The sequence below is a fragment of the Nocardia sp. bgisy134 genome, assembly GCF_057708325.1.
The window spans coordinates 520831-540789 of record NZ_JBYIRW010000001.1 but is presented as its reverse complement, the minus strand read 5'-3'; the positions used below and the strand labels follow the sequence as shown (position 1 = coordinate 540789).

Sequence of the window (19959 nt, the reverse complement as noted above, 5' to 3'; positions counted from 1 at the left end):
CGAGTCACTGACCCGCGGTGTAGGGGAAGTCGGCGGAGAAATGCGTCAGCTGGTACCACAGCAGCGCGAAGGTCTCCCTGGCGATGCCGTGCGCCTGGGATTCGCGGGTGTAGACGGCGGGACCGGTGCGGGTGGGCGCGGTCCACGCGTGCAGCCCGGCATCGCGCGCCATGGTGCGGGTGCGCAACGAATGCCACGGGTCGCTGACCAGCACGGCGGAGGACATGTCGCGCGCCTTCATGGCCAGGGCAACGGCCTCGACGCTGCGCAGCGTGTCCGAGCCGGTCTCGACGGCGAGGATGCGGTCGGCCGGTACGCCGCGCCGCTGGAGATAGTTCTTGCCGGAGGCGGCCTCGGTGTAGAGATCGCCCTCCTGCTTACCGCCGACGGTGATCACCCATGGCGCGATACCCGCCTCGAACAGTTGATACGCCTGGTCCAGGCGAGCCTCGAACACCGAGGACGGTGTGCCCGAATACTGTGCGGCGCCGAGTACGACGATCGCGTCGGCCTTGGTGTAGTCGTCGATCCGCGCGACCTGCCAGACCCGAAAAGCGGTGCCGCCGACCAACACCAGGCTCATCAGCACCGCGGCGATCAGGATCCGCCGGGTCCAGCGCACCACCCCGGCTCCGGCCCCGCGCACGAGGCCGGATTCGTGCGCCGAGGCCGGCGTGCTGCGCTGAGGTGCCGAAATCACTTCACCAAGTCTGCCAGGTCACCCCGACTCCTCGCCGACCTGCGCACGGGGTGTGGCCGCATCGATACGCGAAGGGAATCCGCCCGGCGGCCCGCATCCGGCGCGGCTGCGCCGACCGGGAAACGAAGCCGCCCGACCAGGCCACCGCGAATCGCGCTGCCGCCCCGACGAATCCGCACTCACCTGCCGACACGAGGCGAACGACAGCGTCGTCCCGCAGGTGACAGTCCTCACTTCGTCCGGTCGACGAGATCGATGAGATCGGGCCGTTCGGCCGGCTCGAGCAGTTCGCCGATGGCGTGCAGCGTGCGCCGCGCCGCCGGCGTGGTCGCCTGGTCGAGCAGCGCGCCGACCACGGAGCCGTCGCCCTTGCTCAACCGGTCGGCGATCGAGCGTAAGTGACGCTCGTCCACCTCGGACAACACGGTGAGCAGCTCGACCACCGCTTCGTCCCGGGTGCCCACGGTGAGCAACCGGTCCAGGCCCGCCTCGTCGAGATCGTCGAGGAACTCGGCGCCGAGCTCGCGGCGCAGCTCCGGCTCCAGCCGGGACAGCACCGAGATCCCGGCGATCAGCGTTTCGTCCGAGCCGGCCGACGCGGCCCGGACGATGGCGCCGCGACGCGCCGGGGGCAGCACCCGGACGACGTCCTCGAGCCGATCGGCCGACGGTGTCAGCGCGGCGGTGCGCAGCAACCCTTCGCCGTCGGCGATGCCGCGCTCGAAGCCGCGGATCAGTTCGTCGGTGGCGTGCTCGAGGAACCGCGACGCGGTGACGTAGTCGCGCCTGCGCAGCAGCTCGTTGGCGGTGGGCACCAGCACCTCCGCGGGCACCCGAGGGGCGAGCACCGGAATGACCCGCGGATCCAGATAGGGCGCCGCGTCGGCGAGGTACTCCGGTGTGAGTTCGCCGAGCATCCCCGCCGCCCGGTCGGGATGGTCGAGCCCGAGCGCTCCCCCGGCCCTGCCGCCGACCTCGGCAGGCACCGCTTGGAGCGCCACCTTGGCGGCCAGCGCGTTGGGCATCAGCGGTGCGAGCTTGCTCACCCTGGCGAAGGTGGCCGCGTGCGCGTCGAAGAGCCGGTCGGAGATGCGCTCCCGCAATTCGCGCAGGTTCTGTGCGCCGAGGCGGGTCAGCCCGGCGAGGTCGGCGGCGTCGGCGTTCAGCGTCTGGGCCAGCATGTCCAGCTGGCCACGCGTCAGCAGATCGGTCATCGTCGCCTACCTTCCGAACAGAATCTTGCGCGCCGGGATGCGCACGAGCCGGGGCAGCACGTCGAAGGCCGCGTCGATGGCCGCGTCGAGGCTGTGCCGCTGCTGTTCTTCGGCGCGGCGCAACAGGGTCAGCAGGGTCGTCGCCTCCTCGTCGGTGAGCTGGTCGAGAATTTCGCGCGGCTCGGCCAGTTCGGCGAGCAACTCGCTTTTCGGGTCGGTCATCCCGGTACGGGCTCCTGAGTGTCGGAAAAGAGTTGGCTGATCGGGTATTCGGAGTCAGGCGCTGCGGCGTTCGGTCCGCTGCCACAGCGTGCGATCGAGAAACCCACCGATCTCCGCGACGGCGTGGGCGGCTTCCGGCACGATCGAGGCGGCCGCCTGGAAAACGTGCACCTGTCCGGGCCAGATGTGCAGTTCGCAGGGCACGCCGTGCTCGGCGAGGCGAGCGGCCATGAGTTCTGCGTCGGGGTAGACGAATTCGCTGGAACTGGCCTGAATCAGGGTGGGCGGCAGCCCGGCCAGATCGGCGTGCGCGGGCGACACCAAAGGCGTTGCGCCACGGGTGCGCTCGGCGAGTATGCCGAGCATCGGCACCGCGCGGACCGGGAAGACCGCGCAGACGCCACCGGTGGGCGCCGCGAGCTTGGCGGTGTGGTCCCAGTCGGTCATCGGGGACATGGCGACGATCGCGGCGGGCATCGGCAGACCCTGGTCGCGAATCTCCAGCGCGGTCACGAAAACGAGGTAGCCGCCTGCGGAATCGCCCATCAACGTGATGTTCTCCGGCGCGACGCCCATCTCGAGTGCGTGCCGGTATCCGTCGACGCAATCCGAAACCGCCTCGGCAATCCCGTATTTGGGCATCTTGCGATAACCGACCGCGAGGATTCGAGCCGAGAGCAGGTCGGCGAAGCGGCCGATCATCTGATGGTGCAGCGCCCGGTTCCCGATGAGGAACGCACCGCCGTGCAGGTAGAGCACGAAGCGGGAGTCGTCGACGACGCGCGGAGTGGTGAGTTCGGCCGCGCAGTGCGGCAGGGCGATACGCTGCCGGACCAGTCCGGGCGTGGTGCGCAGCACGCGCCCGAGGTGGTCGACCGCATCGTACGGCCACGGCAGATCGGGGTAGCGCGACCAGAGCGCGAGGAAAGGGCGCACGGAGTACCGGATGACCGCGTCGAGCAGCCGGGAGCGGCGACTGCCGCCCGGGAAATCGGTGCGCAGCGGATTCGGTTGGGGGCGTTGGGCGGAACGGTCCACGTCGACCGAGTTCATGGTGACAGCCCTTCTCGTACGTTGTGATCGTGTCACAAGTATCGGCAACCGTCTGAGTCGGTGTCACTGCATTGATACGAGAATACGACCCGCCGCATTAGTCACGCGGAACGAACCGCCGTCAATTCGAGTCGATGGTCGCACTCGCGGCGGGCGGGTAGAGCCGGTAGACCATCAACGCCGCGGACAACAGCCTGGATTCGCTGGGATCGGAGGGATCGAAGCCGGTCAGCTCGGCGACGCGGCGCAGGCGATAACTGAAGCTGTTGGGGTGCAGATGCACGTCGGCCGCCGCCGCCTTGCGATCGGAACCGTGCCGGATGTGCGCGTCGAGCGCCTCGATCAGGTGGGGATACGGCTCGAGCGGAACGATGCGTTGCGCCAGTCGATCTCGCGACCGTCCCGGACGGGTCAGCTGGTATTCCAGCATCAGGTCGTCGAGCACGTAGCTGCCCGTCGGGAGACCGAGGGCCCTGGCGAGATCGCCGAGTTCGGCGGCCTCGCCCGCGGCGACCGCCAGCTCGCTGCGCGGCACCGATCCGGCGTCGATCACGACGACGGCGTCGCCGAGGCGGGTCGCCAGCCCCGCGCCCAGCTCCGCGTACGGAGCGTTGATCGAAGGGTCGGCGGCCGTCGGGAGCAGCGCGATACCGGTCGTGCCGTCGAAGGTGTTCAGCGCGGTGGTTCCGGCGAGCGTGTCGAGTGTCTGCTGCACCAGCCGGATTCGGCGGCGGGCCATCACGGCGTCCACCATCGGACCCGCCTGACTGAACGCGACGACCTGGATCGCGAGGATGTCGTAGCGATCGGCCAGGGTGATGTCGGCGCGCGCGGCCAGTTCGGCCGTCTCGACACCGCGCAGCAAGGCGGCGCACAGCAGCCTGCGGGCCTCCCGTTCGCTGCCGTAGATGGACTGCTCCACGTCGCTGTGCGTCTCGGTGATCGACACGGTCAGATTGGCCAGCAGGTCCAGCAGCAGGTCGGAGAAGGCCAACAGATCGGACAGGTCGTCCGGCTCGGCGAGCGACCCTGCCTTCGCCCAGAGGTGCCGCATACCTCCGAACAACGCCAAGAGCAAGGCCCGCAACGGAATTCGGTCTTCGGCGTGCCTCCGCACCACCGGAACGACAAGCTCGGCGACTTCCTCGGGAGTGCAGGACCGTCCCTCGTCGAGCGCTTCGAGGAACAGCCCGGCGCCCGCGACGATCGCGGGAATCACCTCGTCGGTGAAATGCCCGTCGGGCAACCCCTCGGCGCCCGGGATCGCCGCGATCCCGGCATCGAGCAACTCGGTGAACAGATCGGTGAGACGCGGGAGAAGCCGGTTGATGATCGGAGCATCGACCGACAGGCGGGGCTGCACGGCGGACATGGCGGCATTGTGACCGCGCGGGCTGGCTGCGGCAAGATATGTCGCCGCGCCGGAAGCCCTGGGCCGCGGTGCTAGAGCGCCGCGTAGACCGCGGCGATCAGGTCGTAGGCGCGGCGGTCGCCCGCGAGGCCTTCGCGGCGCAGGTTCGGGATGAACGCCAGTGCGAGGTCGTGTTCCAGGTCGCCGAAGCCGACCGAGCCGCCCGCGCCGGGATGGCCGAACGCGGTCGCCCGTGCGCTCTTCGGGAGCAGGAAGTTCAGCGACGGACGCATGTAGCCGAGCCCGAAAGCGCTGTCCAGGGACAGGACTTCGTCCGCGCCGCGCACCCGTTCGCGCACGGCGTCGCGCAGCGTCTCGGCGCGCAGCAGGTCGCCGCGGATCAGGTCGCGGTAGAAACGGGCCAGCGCGCGCGGTGTGGTCACCATGCCGGATCCGGGCCAGCCGCCCGCGAGCACGGTCGGATCGTTGTAGGAGCCGGTGGGGTTCGTCGACCCGCGCATCAGCAGCGAGTCGGGATCCCGATACGACTCGGCCAGTCGCCGGACCGCGGTGTTGTCGGGCAGATCCTCTGTCCGCCACTCCATTTCAGTGGCAGGTGGAAAGCCGAGGCGGGCGGCGTTCGCGATCTCGCCCTGGCCCGCCCAGAGTTCCGCGCCGAAATGCTCCCTCACGAACTCCGGGACGGTCCGGCCGGTGCGCCTGCGCACCAACTCGCCGACCAGCCAGCCGAAGGTGAGCGCGTGATAGCCGTGCTTGGCGCCGGGCTCCCACACCGGGATCTGCCCCGCGAGTTCGGCGGCCATGGCGGCGGGATCGGCCGCATCGAACTTCGTCAGCGGCCGTTCGAAGGCGGGCAGGCCCGCGCGATGGGTCAGCAGGTCCTCGACGGTGACCGCGTGCTTGCCGTGCGCGGCGAATTCCGGCCACCAGCGGCGCACCGGCTGCTCCGGTCCGGTCCCCTCGCGCTCCATGACCAGCAGCGCGGCCGTGGCGGTGACCGCTTTGGTGCAGGAGAAAGCGACGCACGGCGTGTCCGCCAGCCAAGGGCGCCCGCTGCGCTCGTCGGCCACCCCGCCCCACAGATCCACCACCGGCCGTCCGCCCGCGAACACCGCCACCGCCGCGCCCCGGTTCTGCCCGTCGGCGAAGCTCGCCGCGAACACCTCCCCCACCTCGCGAAAGGCGGGGTCGCAGGTCCCGGCGATGGAATCCGTCACTCAGGAATTAGAACATGTTTCAGTTCGACTGTCACCAGCCGCGTTCGCGCCACTCCCCTAGATGCGGGCGCTCCGCGCCGAGGGTGGTGTCGTCGCCGTGGCCGGGGTAGACGACGGTGTCGTCGTCGTAGCGGTCGAAGAGCTTGGTGGTGACGTCGGTGTAGAGGGAGGTGAAAGCTTCGGGGCTGTTGGTCTTTCCGACGCCGCCGGGGAAGAGGCTGTCGCCGGTGAAGAGGTGGATGCGGCCGGGTTCCTCGGGGAGGGCGAGGGCGATGGAGCCCGGGGTGTGGCCGCTGAGGTGGATGGCGGCGAGGATGAGGTCGCCGATCTCGACGATGTCGCCATCGGCGAGGAGGCGGTCGGGGGTGACGGGCAGCGGGTCGGCGTCGAGCCGATGAGCTGCGGTGGGGACGTCGAGTTCGGCGGCGACCTCCTTCAGCGCCCACCAGTGATCGGGATGCTGGTGGGTGGTGACGATCAGGCGGACCTTGCCGGGCGCTTCCTGGGCGATGAGCTCCAGGATGCGGTCGGGTTCGTTGGCGGCGTCGATGAGGAGCGCGGCGCCGGTGGCGGCACACTGCACGAGGTAGACGTTGTTGTCCATCGCACCGACGGACATTTTGATGACGCGCGCGCCGTCGAGGTCGCGCTGCTGCGGGTTCGATCCCGCGGACACGTGTCCGGTGTAGGGGCGGTCGATCGTGATCACGCCACGATGCTATCCACTGATTCGGCGGTAACCGGGGATAGATTCGTGGAATGCCGTCGCAGCCGAATCGTCGCGCCCGCCGGACCGCCCCGGTGGTGGCCTGCCTCCTGCTGCTGGTCACGGCGCTGCTCGGCGCGCCGACCGCGGCGGCGGAGCCGCCGAGCCGCATGGACACCTACGTCGTCGACAGCGCGGGCGCGTTGGACAGTGCTCAGCTGGACAGCGTGCGGGCCGCGGTGGACCGTCTCTACGACGACCGGCAGATCCGGCTGTGGATCGCCTACGCCCGCGATTTCGACGGGCTCGGCCCGGAGGCGTGGGCCGAAAGGACCGCCGCCGCATCGGGATTCGGCACCCGAGATCTGCTGCTGGCAGTCGCCACCGGCTCGCGCGACTACTGGTTCTACGGCGAGCTGCCGGTCGGGGTCAGCGACAGCGAGCTCGAGGAACTGCTGACTCGCAGGGTCGAGCCCGCACTGCGCGACAGCGACTGGGCCGCCGCGGGGATCGCGACCGCCGACGGCCTGAACTCGGCGATGAGCGCGGGCGGGGTCGGCTTCCGCACGCTGCTGATCCTGGCGCTCGTCGTCGCGGTCGCGGTGGGCGCGCTGCTGCTGTACACGCGCACACGCCGCCGCGATCGGCAGCGGGCCGAGCTGGACACCGCGCGGCGGGTGGACCCCGGCGACAGCACCGCCCTCGCCGCGCTTCCGCTGGAGGCGCTGCACGCGCGTTCCCGTGAGGTGCTCGTCGAGATCGACAACGCGGTACGTACCAGCGGCGAGGAATTGGAGTTGGCCGTCGGCGAATTCGGCGCGACGGCCGCGGCGCCGTTCACCACCGCGCTGAACGACGCGAAGGCCGCGGCCGCCAGGGCGTTCACCCTCCGTCAGCGGCTCGACGACGACATTCCGGAGACCGCCGACGAGCAGCGCCGTCTGCTGATCGAGCTGATCGGCGCCGTGGGCCGCGCGGATCGCGAACTCGACGGGCGGGTCGCCGAATTCGACGCGATGCGCGACCTGCTGATCGACGCGCCGAGCCGGTTGGACGCGCTGACCAGGGACCTGGTCGACCTCACCGGCCGGGTGCCCGCGTCGGAGGCCGAACTGGCCCGGCTCAGCGCCGCGCATCCGGCGAGCGTGCTCGCCCCCATTCGGGACAACACGGCGATGGCGCGCGAACGTATCTCGTTCGCCGAACAGAACATCGATGCCGGACGCGAAGCCATGGCGCTGCCGGTCGGCAAGCAGGGCGGCGCGGTCGGCGCGATCAGGGCCGCCGAGGGGGCCATCGGTCAGGCGCGCACGCTGCTGGACGCGGTCGACAACGCGGCGACCGACATCCAGCAGGCCCGCGACGGCCTGCCCGCGGTGCTGGACGAACTGCGCAAGGACATCGCCACCGCCACCGAACTCGCCGCGTTCGGCGGCCCGGAACTGGCCACCGCGACCGCCTCGGCGCGGCAGGCTCTCGACAAGGCATCCGCCATGGCCGACGCCGATCCGCTGGACGCCTTTCACGGCGCGGTGGCCGCAGACGGCGATCTGGATCGGGCCATCGCCGCCGCCACCGATCGCAAGCTTGCCGCCGAGGATCTGCGCCGCCGCCTCGACCAGGCGCTCACCGATGCGGGCGCCAGGGTGCGCGCGGCGGGTGAGTTCGTCACCACGCGCCGCGGCGGCATCGACGCCACCGCACGCACCCGGCTCTCCGAGGCGCAGCGGAATCTCGATGCGGCGCAACGGCTCGCGGCCACCGACCCCGGTCAGGCGCTGCGGCACGCGCAGGCGGCGGCCGAGCTGGCGGGTCGCGCGCTCCAAGAGGCGCAGGCCAGCGTGCGCGCCTGGGAGTCGAACAGGCCGCCCTCGGGCGGTGCGCAGGCGGGCGCGGTGCTCGGCGGCATCCTGCTGGAGGGCTTGCTGCGCGGCGCGGCGGGCGGGATGCGGCACGGCTCGGGCGGCGGGTATCGGCCCGGCTCCTACGGTGGGTCCAGCGGGTCGCGGCGGGTCAGCCGGGGCGGGCGGTTCTGAATACCGCGCGCGGCGCTTGACCCTGACACCGTGTGAGGCCGTAAACCGGAGGCGTCATGTTCAGTATCGGAGATTTCGCCAGACACGGACGGGTGTCGGTGCGCATGCTGCGCCACTACGACGGCATCGGGCTGCTGCGGCCCGACGTGGTCGACCCGGCAACCGGCTATCGGTCCTACGCGGCGGGCCAGCTCGCCCGGCTCAACCGAATCGTCGCGCTGAAGGAGCTCGGCTTCACCTTGGAACAGGTGCGCCGGATCCTCGACGACGAGGTGAGCGGCGCGGAACTGCGCGGCATGCTCACGCTGCGCCGCCCGGAACTGGAGCAGCGCATCGCGACGGACCGGGACCGGCTCGTCCAGGTCGAGACGAGACTCCGCGTCATCGAGAAGGAGGGCGCCATGCCCGTGCACGATGTGGTCGTCAAGTCCGTCCCTGCCGTCCGGGTCGCCGAATTGACCGGCGAGGCGGGCGATTTCGAGCCGCGGTCGATCGGTCCCGTGGTGGGCCCACTGTTCGAGGAGTTGTGCGCACGGCTGGAGCGCGCGGGGCTCGAACCCGTCGGGCCCGGCATCGCCTATTACGACGAGCGCCCCGACGGTTCGGTGCTGGTGCACGCCGCGCTGCCGGTCGCCACGGAACCCGGTGCGGGACACGACTTCTCGATCGTCGATCTGCCCGCGATCGATCGGGCCGCGACCGTGGTGCACCGCGGCAGCATGAACGAAGTGCTGGAACCCTGGCAGGCGCTCGGCCGGTGGATCGACGCCAACGGTTACCGTTCGCACGGCCCTGCGCGCGAGGTGACCCTGGAGTTCACCGAGGACCCGAGCGGGTGGGTCACGGAGTTGCAGGAGCCGATCGCGCGCCGGTGAAGCGCACCCGGAGCCGCTGCGGTGCAAGCGCTTTCGAGCCGAATCCAGCGGCGTGAACAGCTTGGGCGCCTGTCGACAGGACCCGTCCCCGCTCCGCGCGACCCTCAGATCTGCATCGCGCGGCGCTGGGACCGGTCGGCTAGCCAGCAGTAGAAGCTATCCCTGCTCGGCGTGACACTCGCTCGGAAAGACACCGCGCGGCGCGGGACCGCTCTCGACTGGCAACGGAAGCCATCCCCCCTGGGCGTCGGGCTGGCTCAGACCAGCACGCACGGGACCGGTCGGCGAGGTGACAGCAGGCATCATTCCGTGACGCTCGCTCAGACCTGCACGGTGACGGTGTGGATGCCGGTGGGTCCCGCGGGGAACGGCGCGCGGGTGGCGCTTTCCTGTACCTGTCCGGAGCGGCTGATGGTGCGGGCGCGCAGCGTGTGCGTGCCGGGTGGGAGCTCGAGGGTGGTGCGCCAGCGGCGCCAGGCGGCGGGGGCCAGTTCGGTGCCGAGATCGACCGGGCGCCATGTGCTGTCGTCGACGCTGAGCTCCACCGCCGCCACGCCGTGCGGCGGGGCCCAGGCGACGCCCGCGACGGTGAGCGTGCCCGAGATCGTGCGTCCCGGGGCGGCGGTGTCGATGCGGGCGTGTGGCTCGACCCACAGCAGATCGGTCGGCCAACCGCGCCGTACCCAGTAATCGGTGTGGCTGTCGTCGGCGAGCTCCAGCTCGGACAGCCATTTCGCGCCGGTGTACTGGCCGTAGAGTCCGGGCACGAAGACGCGGGCCGGGAAGCCGTGCTCGGGCGGCAGCGGCGCACCGTTCATGCCGATCACCAGGTAGCCGGGCAGCTCTCCGGTGCGCAACGGCTCGACCGGCAGCGAGATGGTGTAGCCGTCCACGGCGCGGGTCACCAGGCGGGTGGCGGCGGGCTCCGGAATGGCGTGCTTCAGCAGGTGCGCCAGCGGCACGCCGAACCAGCGCGCGTTGCCCGCCCTGCCCTGCCCGGCCCGGTTGTGCACGCAGACCATGACCGCGTCGAATTCCACCGCGTCGGCGGCCAATTCGGCCAGCGAAAGCCGCAGCGGGTGGGCGACCATGCCGGTCACGGCCAGCCGCCACCGGTCCGGATCGATGCGCGGCGGGCGCAGGTTCACGTCGGCGACGTAGAACCGGCCCGCCGTGGTGATCAGCGAGGAGAGACCTGGCTCGTCGAGGCCGTCGTCCGGCACCAAGCCGATGCCGCCCAGCGGGCCGACGTTTCGAATCGCGCTGTCGCGCACGCGATCACGATCGCGGTGCAGGGTCCGCGCGGCGGCGAGCAATCCCGCGCCCGCCGCCGTCCACGCCAGCGCGCCGAACAACCCGCCCGGCCGCTTGCCCAACCCGGCCGCCAGCACCGCGCCCGCCGCCGACGCGCCTGCGGCCGTGGACGGGGACCGGGTCGATCTGCGCAGCGCCAGCGCCGCCGCACCCGCCCCGAACGCCGCCGCGGCCGGTGTCCGAAGCCGGGGCGGCAGCGCGCCGAGCACAGTGGTCGCGGCGATCGCACCCGCGCCGACTCCGAGCCGGGTGATCTCTTTGTCGTGCCGACCCGACAGCGCGACGGTGGCCTCTACAACCGGCACGGGCGCGGTGTCGATCAGGCCCCGGCCGACGGTGTCGATCAGCGACCCGCCCCCGGCGGCCGCGATCGCCTCCCCCAGCCCCAGCGCGGCCACCCCGACCGCGGCCGCCCCGAGGCCGCTCTTTCCGTTCGTCCGCACTGTCCGAAACACCCGCTTCCGCCGCATCGTCATCGATGTTCTCCCCCAGCATTGTCCACGAAATCGCGGACACGGCCAGCCCGTCGGCCCGCTCGGATCACGCGTCGATCGACACCGCGGCCAACTGGGCGAGTTCGCGGCCGACGGCGTCCGGTAGTCGCGCCGCGAGCTGACCGCCGCCGAGCACGCCGACGCAGAGCCGGTCGGCGAAGGTGTAGACGAGGAACGTGACGGCCGCCGACGGTCCGGCCGACGGGCGCGGGTGGGCGGAGAGGTAGACGATCTCGTAATCGGTGAGTGTGAGTTCCTGCGGGGTGCGGAAGCGGGGCACCCTGCCGGTGTTGGTCACCGCGATGTGCCCGGCGAGCGAGTGAATCGCGGTGGGCCCGAAGAACTCCGGGAAGTGCAGCACCGACTGCTGCACGATGCCCTCGGCCAGGTCGTGGCTCAGCCGCGCCGAAATGCGTTGCGCCAGTTCGACGACGTCCGTGGCGGACGTGATGTCGGCGGCGAACGCGGCCAGGCCCGCCATGTTGGTGCCGTCGGCGGCAGCCACCGGCGGAGTCAGTCGCGAGCGCATGTCGACGGGATACACGCAGCGCAGCGGCAGGGCGTCGCCCGGCCCCGCAACGCGCGCATCCGAATCTCCGGGCACCGAATCGACTGGCCCCGAGGCAGTTTCGGCATACGCCCGCAGCAGTGCGGCCGTGACCAACCCGTTGACGGTGACGCCGTGGCGACGGCTCAGCTCCACGATCCGCGCGGTCGCCTCCGGCCCGAGGATCGTCCGCTCCGGCCGGGCCAGCGAAGCGGGAGCGGGAGTCGCCGGATCGGGCGGCAGGATCGGCGCGTGCGGCAGCGGCCGGGACGCGGCTTCCAGACCCGACACCGCCGACCTGGGAATACCATGCCGTGCGGCGTACCACTCCAGCGGACGCGGAAAGTCTTGCGGCACACTGTCATTCGCCGCGCCGGACACCTCGTCGGTGTAGCGGTCCCACAGCGCGACGAGCAGCGCCACGCAGTGGCCCGCGTCCGCGACGGCGTGGTGCGCGTACAGCGTCACGCGCGCGCGGGCGTCCTCGATCACCACGTCGAGATAGGCGAGCTGAACCGACGGATCGAGCGTCCCGTCCGGCAGCCGGACGGTCGCGGTGTCACCGGCGCGGACCCACACCCCCACCGCGTCGCCCGCCGGGCGCAGCAGATGACCGGTCCCGTCGGCGTCCTCACCGATGCGGCAGGCGAGGATCGGATGGGTGCGCAGCAGTGCGCCGAATGCGCTTCGCAACACGGCGATGTCGAGCTTTCCCTCGACCAGAACGGAGCGACCGGTGTAGGTCGCGTGCCGCACGAAACGCTGCTCGGACGGCGCGAGCACTCGCACCGTGTCGTCCACTGTCCACCACACACGCCCAGCGTGCGGCACCGCCGGGTCCCGCGCAAACCGAACAGTACGGAAGACTGAGAGACATGAGTCTCGCGGCACATCTGGAGGACATCGGTGGCCCGCTGGTCGCGGCGCAGCGCGCGCACCCGACGGTGGCGGGCATCGCCGCGGGCGACCTGCCCGAGCCGGTGTTCCGGTCGTGGCTCGAGCAGGACTACCTGTTCCTGCTCGACTACGTGCGGGTGTTCAGCAGGCTGGCCTGGCAGGCGCCCGCCGCGCATCTCGGCGACTTGGTCGACCTGGCGCACGCCACCTTCCACAACGAACTCGCCCTGCACCGCTCGCTGGCCGCCGAGTTCGGCGCCGATCTCGACGGCGCGGTCAAGGGCGGCCCGTGCGCGAACTACGCCGCTTTTCTGTTGGACTCGGCCGCGAACTACGGCGAAGGTCTGGCCGCGCTCTACCCGTGCATGTGGGGTTACTCCACGCTCGGCGCGCAGCTGGCCGTCGACCCGCCCGCCGAGCCACGTTATCGGCGCTGGGTGGATACCTACGCCGATCCCGGCTTCGCCGCGCTGACCCGCCGCTGCGCCGAGATGCTCGACGAGTCCGGCGTCGATCCCGGGCGCGCCGAGCTCCTCTTCCGCGAAGGCATGCGCCACGAGCTGGCATTCTGGGACGTGCCGCTCGACTGACGGGATCGACCGGGACCGACCAGACCCCTTGCCGCTGAACGCGATTCGAGCGTCGCGGAAACGCGACGACCCGCGACCGGTACACCGGTCGCGGGTCGTCGCGCGGGGAACTCAGACGCCGATGAGGTGCTGGGCCAGGTAGCCCTCGACCTTGTCCAGCGCGATCCGCTCCTGCGCCATCGAGTCGCGCTCGCGGATGGTCACCGCCTGGTCCTCGAGGGTGTCGAAGTCGACGGTGATGCAGAACGGGGTGCCGATCTCGTCCTGGCGACGGTAGCGGCGGCCGATCGCGCCCGCGTCGTCGAACTCCACGTTCCAGTGCTTGCGCAGCTGGGCGGCGAGGTCCTTGGCCTTCGGGGTCAGGTCGGCGTTGCGGGACAGCGGCAGCACGGCGGCCTTCACCGGCGCGAGCCTGCGGTCCAGGCGAAGCACGGTGCGAACGTCCACGCCGCCCTTCGCGTTCGGGGCCTCGTCCTCGGCGTAGGCGTCCACCAGGAACGCCATCAGCGAACGGGTCAGACCCGCGGCCGGCTCGATGACGTACGGGATGTAGCGCTCGTTGCCTGCCTGGTCGTAGTAGCTGAGCTCGGTGCCGGAGTGCTCCGAATGCGTCTTGAGGTCGAAGTCGGTGCGGTTGGCGACGCCCTCCAGCTCACCCCACTCGCTGCCCTGGAAGCGGAAGCGGTACTCGATGTCGACGGTGCGCGTCGAGTAGTGCGACAGCTTGTCCTTCGGGTGCTCGTAGAGCCGCAGATTCTCCGGGTCGATGCCGAGGTCGGTGTACCAGGCCATGCGGGTGTCGATCCAGTACTGGTGCCACTGCTCGTCTTCGCCCGGCTTGACGAAGAACTCCATCTCCATCTGCTCGAACTCGCGGGTGCGGAAGATGAAGTTGCCCGGCGTGATCTCGTTGCGGAAGCTCTTGCCGATCTGGGCGATGCCGAACGGCGGCTTCTTGCGCGCGGTGGTCTCGACGTTCTTGTAGTTGACGAAGATGCCCTGCGCGGTTTCCGGGCGTAGGTAGTGCAGGCCCTCCTCGTCGTCCACCGGGCCGAGGAAGGTCTTGAGCAGGCCGGAGAAGTTACGCGGCTCGGTCCACTGGCCCGGGTCGCCGGTCTCGGGGTCGCGGATGTCGGCGAGGCCGTTGGCGGGCGGGTGGCCGTGCTTCTCCTCGTAGGCCTCCAGCAGGTGGTCGGCCCGGTAGCGCTTGTGCGTGACGAGCGACTCGACCAGCGGGTCGGTGAAGGTCTCGACGTGGCCGGAGGCCTGCCACACCTGGCGCGGCAGGATCACCGACGAGTCGAGGCCGACGACGTCCTCGCGGCTGGTGACCATGGCCCGCCACCACTGGCGCTTGATGTTCTCCTTCAGCTCGACACCGAGCGGACCGTAGTCCCATGCCGACTTGGTGCCTCCGTAGATCTCACCGCACGGGTACACCAGACCCCGGCGCTTGGCGAGGTTGGCAACGGTGTCCACCTTCGACTTGGGTGCCACGCGAGATTTCTCCATCCACTGCGAGTCGGATTTGCATTCACTGCATCGAATTTTTTCATTTGATGCGATCGATGACCTCCAGCCTATCGGCATCACGCAACCGGGTTTGCACCGCCAGCCACCTGTGCCGTATCGCGTGCGAGGCGTCTGCTCGCCCCGAGCGTCCGCCGCGGCGGCCACGGCCCCGGGACGCACGCCCGTCCGACGGGTGCGATCATGTTCCGACGGACCGCCGGGAATGCCCCGGCGCCAACGTTTTTGCCGAAGACGGCCGGGGCGGGGTGGGGCGCTGAGCCTTGAACGAGTCGGCATGTAGCACTAGGGGTGGGCCCGTGGCCGATCTGCCACCGGATCTGTTCGATGCCGACTGGGCGCGCGAGGCCGAGCGCCGCGCGCTGCGCGACCACCGGCGCGCGACCAGGGCGCGCAAGGCTCGCGGGCTGACCGGGCCGAGCCGCGGCGCGCTGCTCACGGCGCTCTCGTTCAGCGCCGTGGTGGCGCTGGCGTGGGCGGGCTTCGCCTTCCTGGACGGGACCGCGCCGACGGCGAGCGCACCGCCGACGAGCGCCGCGAGCACCTCGACCGCGCCGCTGCGCGCGCACGCGGAGGTCGATCTGACCCGGCCGTTCGCCGACACCCCCGCCGCCATGTGGCGCGAGGGCGCGGGCGGCATCGAACCGCCGCCCGCGCATCCCGTCGGCCCGTACTCGGCCGAGCAGGTCGGGCAGTTCATGGAGCGCGTGCGACGGCTGATCATCACCGCGCGGCTGGATCGCACGGTGCTGGAGACCCGCGATCCGAGCCTGGTGCTCGACCAGCTGGCGCCCGCGCTGGTCGAGAAACTCCGGCCGGAGCTGGCGCCCGGCAAAGAGAAGGAATCGTGGTACGTGGCCGAGCGCATCGCGGCGGGGGCTCGGCTGCTTCCCGTGCAGCCGCGCGTCACCGGGTGGATGACGCCGACCGTCAACGAACACGGCGAGCTGACGATCCGGACCAACTATCTGGTCGCCTACGCCTTCGACGTCCCCGATCCGACGAAGATCGACGGCCCGATGGACATCGTGGCGGTGGTCAGGCACGAGATCGAGTACCGCTGGATCGATGATTCGAAGTACGCTGCCGACGCACGGGGCGTCTGGTTCGGCGAGGCGCGCGGCTTCAGCTACTCGGTCGACTGCGCGCAATCCGAACACGGCTTCCTCGCGCCGGACTACAACAACCCTCGGGAGACCGCCGCTGCCGCCGGGCACCACCGGCGCAGCGAGGAATACTTCGACCCCAACATCCCGATGCCGACCGAGGACGGTTGCCGGTGATCAGCGGTCTGCCCGCTCACCCGGCGCGCCGCGTTTGACATGCGCAACTATGCATATCAAAATGGGATCGCTTTCCAATAAGGAGTTGGTTCCGATGACCGCCGAGACGGCCGCCGCGCACTCGCACACACCCTATCGATCCCCCGGGCCCGCGCCGGTGCCCGCGCGCACCGTCTTGGAGGACGCGGGTGAGCTGCTGCGAGCGCTCGCCGCTCCCGTGCGCATCGCCATCGTGCTCCAGCTACGCGAATCGCCGCGCTGCGTGCACGAGCTGGTCGACGCGCTCGGCGTGACCCAGCCGTTGGTGAGCCAGCACCTGCGCATCTTGAAGTCCGCGGGCGTCGTGCACGGCGAGCGATCCGGCCGCGAGGTGCTCTACGAATTGGTCGACGACCACCTGGCGCACATTGTCGTCGACGCCGTCGCGCACGCCGAGGAAGGGTGATCCGTGCAGGAGAAGACGTTGGATCCACAGAAGCCGGTCGGGATACGCAGCACGCGCCAGCGCAGTGCGATCGCCGCGCTGCTCGGTGACATCGACGAATTCCGCTCCGCGCAGGAACTGCACGACGAACTGCGCAAGCGCGGCGAGGGCATCGGGCTCACCACGGTCTACCGGACACTCCAGTCGCTGGCCGACGCGGGCTTCGTCGACGTGCTGCGCACCGACTCCGGCGAGTCGGTCTATCGGCAGTGCTCCACCGGCCACCATCACCATCTGGTCTGCAGGCGCTGCGGCCGCACCGTCGAGGTCGAGGGCCCGACGGTGGAGGCGTGGGCCGAGGCGATCGCGAGCCAACACGGCTTCACCGAGGTGAGCCACACCATCGAGGTCTTCGGCACCTGCCGGACCTGCGCCAAGACTCCCCGCGACTGACCGATTCACGACCGAAGGCCACCCACTCCCCTCAGGAAGCGGGTGGCCTTCGGCATTGCCGGATCAGACCGCCGGAGCGGGTTCGGCCGTCGGCGCGGCAACCTGCTCGGCGTCGGCCCCGTGTCCGCGAAGTGCGGCCACGCCGAGCAGAACGAGCGCCGCTGCGGCCCACACCGCAAGTATCACAAGGGGTTTCGTGGCTCCGGCACCGTCGAAGAAGGCGACCGAGCGGAGCAGCGAAGCCGCCGCGCCCGGGGGCAGCAGCTGGCCGATGGCGCCCCACGGCTGCGGCAGCAGCTCCGGCGCGGAGGTGGCAGCCGAGAACGGATTGCCGATCAGCAGCAAGGTCAGCGCCGCCACACCAATGCCCGCGCGGCCGATCACCGCGGCCAGCCCGGTCACGGCGCCCGCGACCGTGAAGGACACCAGCCCGGCGACGGCCGCCAGCGTGAGGTAGTTGCCGGGCAGCACCGACAGCCAGCCCTGCACGATCGCGATGCTCAGCAGCCCGCCGAACAGGCCGAAGCTCACCAGGCCTGCCACCTTCGCGCCTGCCGTCGGGATCACCAGGCTCAGCAGGACGCCCGCCGCGAGACCCGCCATCACCAGCGGCAGGACCATCGCGCCGAAGGCGGCGCCGCGCGGGTCGTCCGGATCGGCGGCGACCACGTCCTCGACCGCGGCCGCCGGCGCACCGGACAGCTGCTGGGCGATGGCGGTGAGCTGCTGGGCCACCGCCGGGCTCGCGCCGGAGGCGACGAGCACCGCGGGCGCTCCCCCTCCGGTGACGATCGCGCCGTAGACCTCGCGGTTCTCGATGGCGGCGCGCGCGGCCGCGGCGTCGGACGCGGTGGTGATCTCGAAGGCCTCGGGGTCGTGCTGCCCGAGTCGTTCGGCGACGACGGCCGCCTGCGGGCCCGCGACGGCGATGGGCAGGTCACGCGGCGCGATATTGGCCGCGGGCCATGCGAAGGCGATCAGCATCAGCGCCTGGAGCAGGGCCGCGCCCAGGCCGAGGGCGACCGCTCGCTGCATGGTTTTCATGACGTACTCCCACTAAATCGAATGCTCGTTCTCTTTCGATGTCACCACAGTCGCACGAGGCAAGTAGGTTGTCAAGAACGGATATTCGTTTTACTTTGGGCTCATGCCACGAGTCAGCGAAGAGCACCTGGAACGCCGCAGACAGCAGATCCTCGACGCCGCGCAGCTGTGCTTCGCTCGCAAGGGTTTCTTCGAGACCTCGATGCAGGACGTGTTCACCGAATCGGGGCTCTCGGCCGGTGCGGTCTACCGCTACTTCAAGAGCAAGAACGAGATCATCGCGGCGTTGGCGACCCAGACCACCGTGAGCTTGCGGATGGCGATGGCCGAGGCGGTGCGCTCCGACCCGCTGCCGACGCCGGCGGAACTGGTGCGCGGCATCGCCGAGGAAGTCGTCCGCCGCAGCGGGCCCGACGGACCGGTCCGCTTGGCTCCGCAGGCGTGGGCGCTGGCACTGGTGCACGACGGAGCTGCTCAACCAGTGCGCGAAACCATGCACGCGATGCGCGACCTCTGGCGCGACTACGCCGTGCGCATGCGCGAGGAAGGCTGGCTACCGCCCGACGCCGACACCGACGCGGTGGCCAAGGCGATCATCGGTTTCCTGCCCGGCTTCATCCTGCAGCACCTGATCTTGGGCGACCTCGACCCCGAGACCCTCGCCCGCGGCGTCGACCTGCTCATCCCGACGGGCAAGCCCGCCGCACGCTGAGGGCGGTCGGTCAGGGCAGCAAGCCCTGGCGTGCTCGGCCCGCGCCGGAGAGGACGAGCAGCAGCATGGTGGTGAGCGCCTGGTCGTCCAGCCCCGCGGCCGGGAAGGTGTAGCGCAGGATGACGTCGGCCAGCTTGCCGTGACCGATCACGGTGAGCGAGCCGAACTGCAAGTTGTTGTTGCGCTCCGCTACTCGCTTGTGCAGCTGCGGTTTCAGCGGACGGTCCCAGGCCAGCACGCAGGTCATGGACACCACGTCGAGGCCCGGCGCCAGATTCACCGCACGCAGCGAGCACAGCGCGCCCTCGTACTGAAAGCCGAGCGAACCCTCCGGGTCGACGCGCACGTCGACGTCGTACTGGGACAAGCAGGCCCCCGCCCGCGCCTGGAGTTCCTGGTCGGGGGTGACCGCTGCGTCCATGTTCGTGCCGCCGTTCACTTCGTGCCGCCGAAGCGGCGGTCACGCGAAGCGTACTGGAGGCAGGCCTCCCACAGGTTGCGCCTGTCGAAATCAGGGAACAGCGTGTCCTGGTACACGTATTCGGCGTAGGCCGACTGCCAGATGAGGAAGTTCGAGCTGCGGAATTCGCCCGAGGGCCGCAGGAACAGGTCGACGTCCGGCATGTCCGGCTCGTCGAGGAACCGCGCGACGGTGGCCTCGGTGACCTTCTCCGGATCGATCTCGCCCGCCGCCACCCGCCGCGCGATTTCCCGTGCCGCGTCGGCGATTTCGGCGCGACCGCCGTAGTTGACGCACATGGTCAGCGTCATCACCGTGTTGTCCCTGGTCAGCTCCTCGGCGATCTCCAGCTCGTTGATCACGCTGCGCCACAGGCGCGGTCGCCGTCCGGCCCAGCGCACCCGCACACCCATCTCGTGCATCTCGTCACGGCGGCGGCGGATCACGTCGCGGTTGAAGCCCATCAGGAAGCGCACCTCGTCCGGGCTGCGCCGCCAGTTCTCGGTGGAGAACGCGTAGGCCGAGAGCCACTTCACGCCGATCTCGATGCAGCCTTCGACGGTGTCCATCAGCACCGCCTCGCCGCGCTCGTGTCCCGCGGTGCGCGGCAACCCGCGCTCCTGGGCCCACCGGCCGTTGCCGTCCATGACCAGCGCCACGTGGTTGGGCACCAGTTCCGGCGGCAGCTGCGGCGGCCGCGCGCCCGAGGGATGCGGCGACGGCGGGCGAACGGCGCGGCCCGCGCTGCTCGCCTTGGTCGCGGTGGAGGAGTCTCGACGGAGGATCACGGCTTCCATCCTGCCTGATCGGGCTCGC

Annotated in this window: 20 protein-coding genes; 7 read left to right on the top strand and 13 right to left on the bottom strand. The window is 70.5% G+C overall.

The window, feature by feature from the left end:
* Positions 1-4: 4 nt before the first annotated feature.
* The 7 genes from AC3ERS_RS02360 to AC3ERS_RS02330 form a co-directional block, all read right to left on the bottom strand.
* A complete protein-coding gene (locus tag AC3ERS_RS02360; protein WP_431962943.1) occupies positions 5-700 on the bottom strand; it encodes a YdcF family protein in 696 nt (231 codons plus the stop codon).
* A 230-nt stretch (positions 701-930) separates the two neighbouring features.
* Positions 931-1914 (bottom strand): hypothetical protein, encoded by a 984-nt coding sequence (locus AC3ERS_RS02355; RefSeq protein WP_431962941.1) that lies wholly within the window; start codon positions 1912-1914, stop codon positions 931-933.
* A gap of 6 nt (positions 1915-1920) precedes the next feature.
* Positions 1921-2136, bottom strand: a complete 216-nt coding sequence (locus AC3ERS_RS02350; protein ID WP_431962939.1) for a hypothetical protein — start codon at positions 2134-2136, stop codon at positions 1921-1923.
* A gap of 54 nt (positions 2137-2190) precedes the next feature.
* Positions 2191-3189, bottom strand: a complete 999-nt coding sequence (locus AC3ERS_RS02345) for an alpha/beta hydrolase (protein ID WP_431962937.1) — start codon at positions 3187-3189, stop codon at positions 2191-2193.
* Between the two features lie 121 nt (positions 3190-3310).
* Complete coding sequence (locus AC3ERS_RS02340; RefSeq protein WP_431962935.1) at positions 3311-4561, bottom strand: PucR family transcriptional regulator; 1251 nt, start codon at positions 4559-4561, stop codon at positions 3311-3313.
* A 71-nt stretch (positions 4562-4632) separates the two neighbouring features.
* Positions 4633-5778: a serine hydrolase domain-containing protein gene (locus tag AC3ERS_RS02335; RefSeq protein WP_431962933.1), complete on the bottom strand. Its 1146-nt coding sequence runs from the start codon at positions 5776-5778 to the stop codon at positions 4633-4635.
* A gap of 31 nt (positions 5779-5809) precedes the next feature.
* Positions 5810-6487 (bottom strand): MBL fold metallo-hydrolase, encoded by a 678-nt coding sequence (locus AC3ERS_RS02330; RefSeq protein ID WP_431962931.1) that lies wholly within the window; start codon positions 6485-6487, stop codon positions 5810-5812.
* A gap of 50 nt (positions 6488-6537) precedes the next feature.
* On the opposite strand from AC3ERS_RS02330, the gene AC3ERS_RS02325 reads away from it, so the two are divergent.
* Both AC3ERS_RS02325 and AC3ERS_RS02320 read left to right on the top strand, forming a co-directional pair.
* Positions 6538-8520 (top strand): TPM domain-containing protein, encoded by a 1983-nt coding sequence (locus tag AC3ERS_RS02325; protein ID WP_431962929.1) that lies wholly within the window; start codon positions 6538-6540, stop codon positions 8518-8520.
* Positions 8521-8576: 56 nt separating this feature from the next.
* A complete protein-coding gene (locus AC3ERS_RS02320; RefSeq protein ID WP_431962927.1) occupies positions 8577-9395 on the top strand; it encodes a MerR family transcriptional regulator in 819 nt (272 codons plus the stop codon).
* A 320-nt stretch (positions 9396-9715) separates the two neighbouring features.
* Here the strand turns inward: AC3ERS_RS02320 and AC3ERS_RS02315 are convergent, their stop codons facing one another.
* Together AC3ERS_RS02315 and AC3ERS_RS02310 are read right to left on the bottom strand one after the other, a co-directional pair.
* Entirely contained in the window at positions 9716-11185 is a 1470-nt protein-coding gene (locus AC3ERS_RS02315; protein ID WP_431962925.1) for a molybdopterin-dependent oxidoreductase, read from the bottom strand.
* 64 nt (positions 11186-11249) lie between these two features.
* Positions 11250-12563, bottom strand: a complete 1314-nt coding sequence (locus AC3ERS_RS02310) for a phthiocerol/phthiodiolone dimycocerosyl transferase family protein (protein WP_431962923.1) — start codon at positions 12561-12563, stop codon at positions 11250-11252.
* Between the two features lie 62 nt (positions 12564-12625).
* Here AC3ERS_RS02310 and AC3ERS_RS02305 point away from each other — a divergent pair, with 62 nt between their 5' ends.
* The gene (locus AC3ERS_RS02305) at positions 12626-13237 is read left to right on the top strand and encodes a TenA family protein (RefSeq protein ID WP_431962921.1); all 612 of its coding nucleotides are present in this window, start codon (positions 12626-12628) and stop codon (positions 13235-13237) included.
* Positions 13238-13348: 111 nt separating this feature from the next.
* Here the strand turns inward: AC3ERS_RS02305 and AC3ERS_RS02300 are convergent, their stop codons facing one another.
* A complete protein-coding gene (locus tag AC3ERS_RS02300; RefSeq protein ID WP_431962919.1) occupies positions 13349-14749 on the bottom strand; it encodes a glycine--tRNA ligase in 1401 nt (466 codons plus the stop codon).
* 317 nt (positions 14750-15066) lie between these two features.
* Here AC3ERS_RS02300 and AC3ERS_RS02295 point away from each other — a divergent pair, with 317 nt between their 5' ends.
* The 3 genes from AC3ERS_RS02295 to AC3ERS_RS02285 all read left to right on the top strand — a co-directional run bounded on the left by AC3ERS_RS02295 (position 15067) and on the right by AC3ERS_RS02285 (position 16927).
* On the top strand, positions 15067-16050 hold the full coding sequence (locus AC3ERS_RS02295) for a hypothetical protein (protein ID WP_431962917.1): 984 nt from the start codon (positions 15067-15069) through the stop codon (positions 16048-16050).
* A gap of 94 nt (positions 16051-16144) precedes the next feature.
* A complete protein-coding gene (locus AC3ERS_RS02290; RefSeq protein WP_067787209.1) occupies positions 16145-16495 on the top strand; it encodes an ArsR/SmtB family transcription factor in 351 nt (116 codons plus the stop codon).
* A gap of 3 nt (positions 16496-16498) precedes the next feature.
* On the top strand, positions 16499-16927 hold the full coding sequence (locus tag AC3ERS_RS02285) for a Fur family transcriptional regulator (protein ID WP_431962915.1): 429 nt from the start codon (positions 16499-16501) through the stop codon (positions 16925-16927).
* Positions 16928-16990: 63 nt separating this feature from the next.
* Here AC3ERS_RS02285 and AC3ERS_RS02280 read toward each other — a convergent pair whose 3' ends face one another.
* Positions 16991-17971 carry a hypothetical protein gene (locus AC3ERS_RS02280; protein ID WP_431962913.1) on the bottom strand — a complete coding sequence of 327 codons (981 nt, stop codon included), beginning with the start codon at positions 17969-17971 and terminating at the stop codon, positions 16991-16993.
* A 103-nt stretch (positions 17972-18074) separates the two neighbouring features.
* Between AC3ERS_RS02280 and AC3ERS_RS02275 the strand changes: the two genes are divergently transcribed.
* Positions 18075-18683 (top strand): TetR/AcrR family transcriptional regulator, encoded by a 609-nt coding sequence (locus AC3ERS_RS02275; RefSeq protein ID WP_431962911.1) that lies wholly within the window; start codon positions 18075-18077, stop codon positions 18681-18683.
* Positions 18684-18693: 10 nt separating this feature from the next.
* Here the strand turns inward: AC3ERS_RS02275 and AC3ERS_RS02270 are convergent, their stop codons facing one another.
* On the bottom strand, positions 18694-19104 hold the full coding sequence (locus AC3ERS_RS02270) for a YbjN domain-containing protein (protein WP_431962909.1): 411 nt from the start codon (positions 19102-19104) through the stop codon (positions 18694-18696).
* A 14-nt stretch (positions 19105-19118) separates the two neighbouring features.
* Positions 19119-19940 carry an isoprenyl transferase gene (locus tag AC3ERS_RS02265; RefSeq protein ID WP_431962907.1) on the bottom strand — a complete coding sequence of 274 codons (822 nt, stop codon included), beginning with the start codon at positions 19938-19940 and terminating at the stop codon, positions 19119-19121.
* Between the last annotated feature and the right edge of the window lie 19 nt (positions 19941-19959).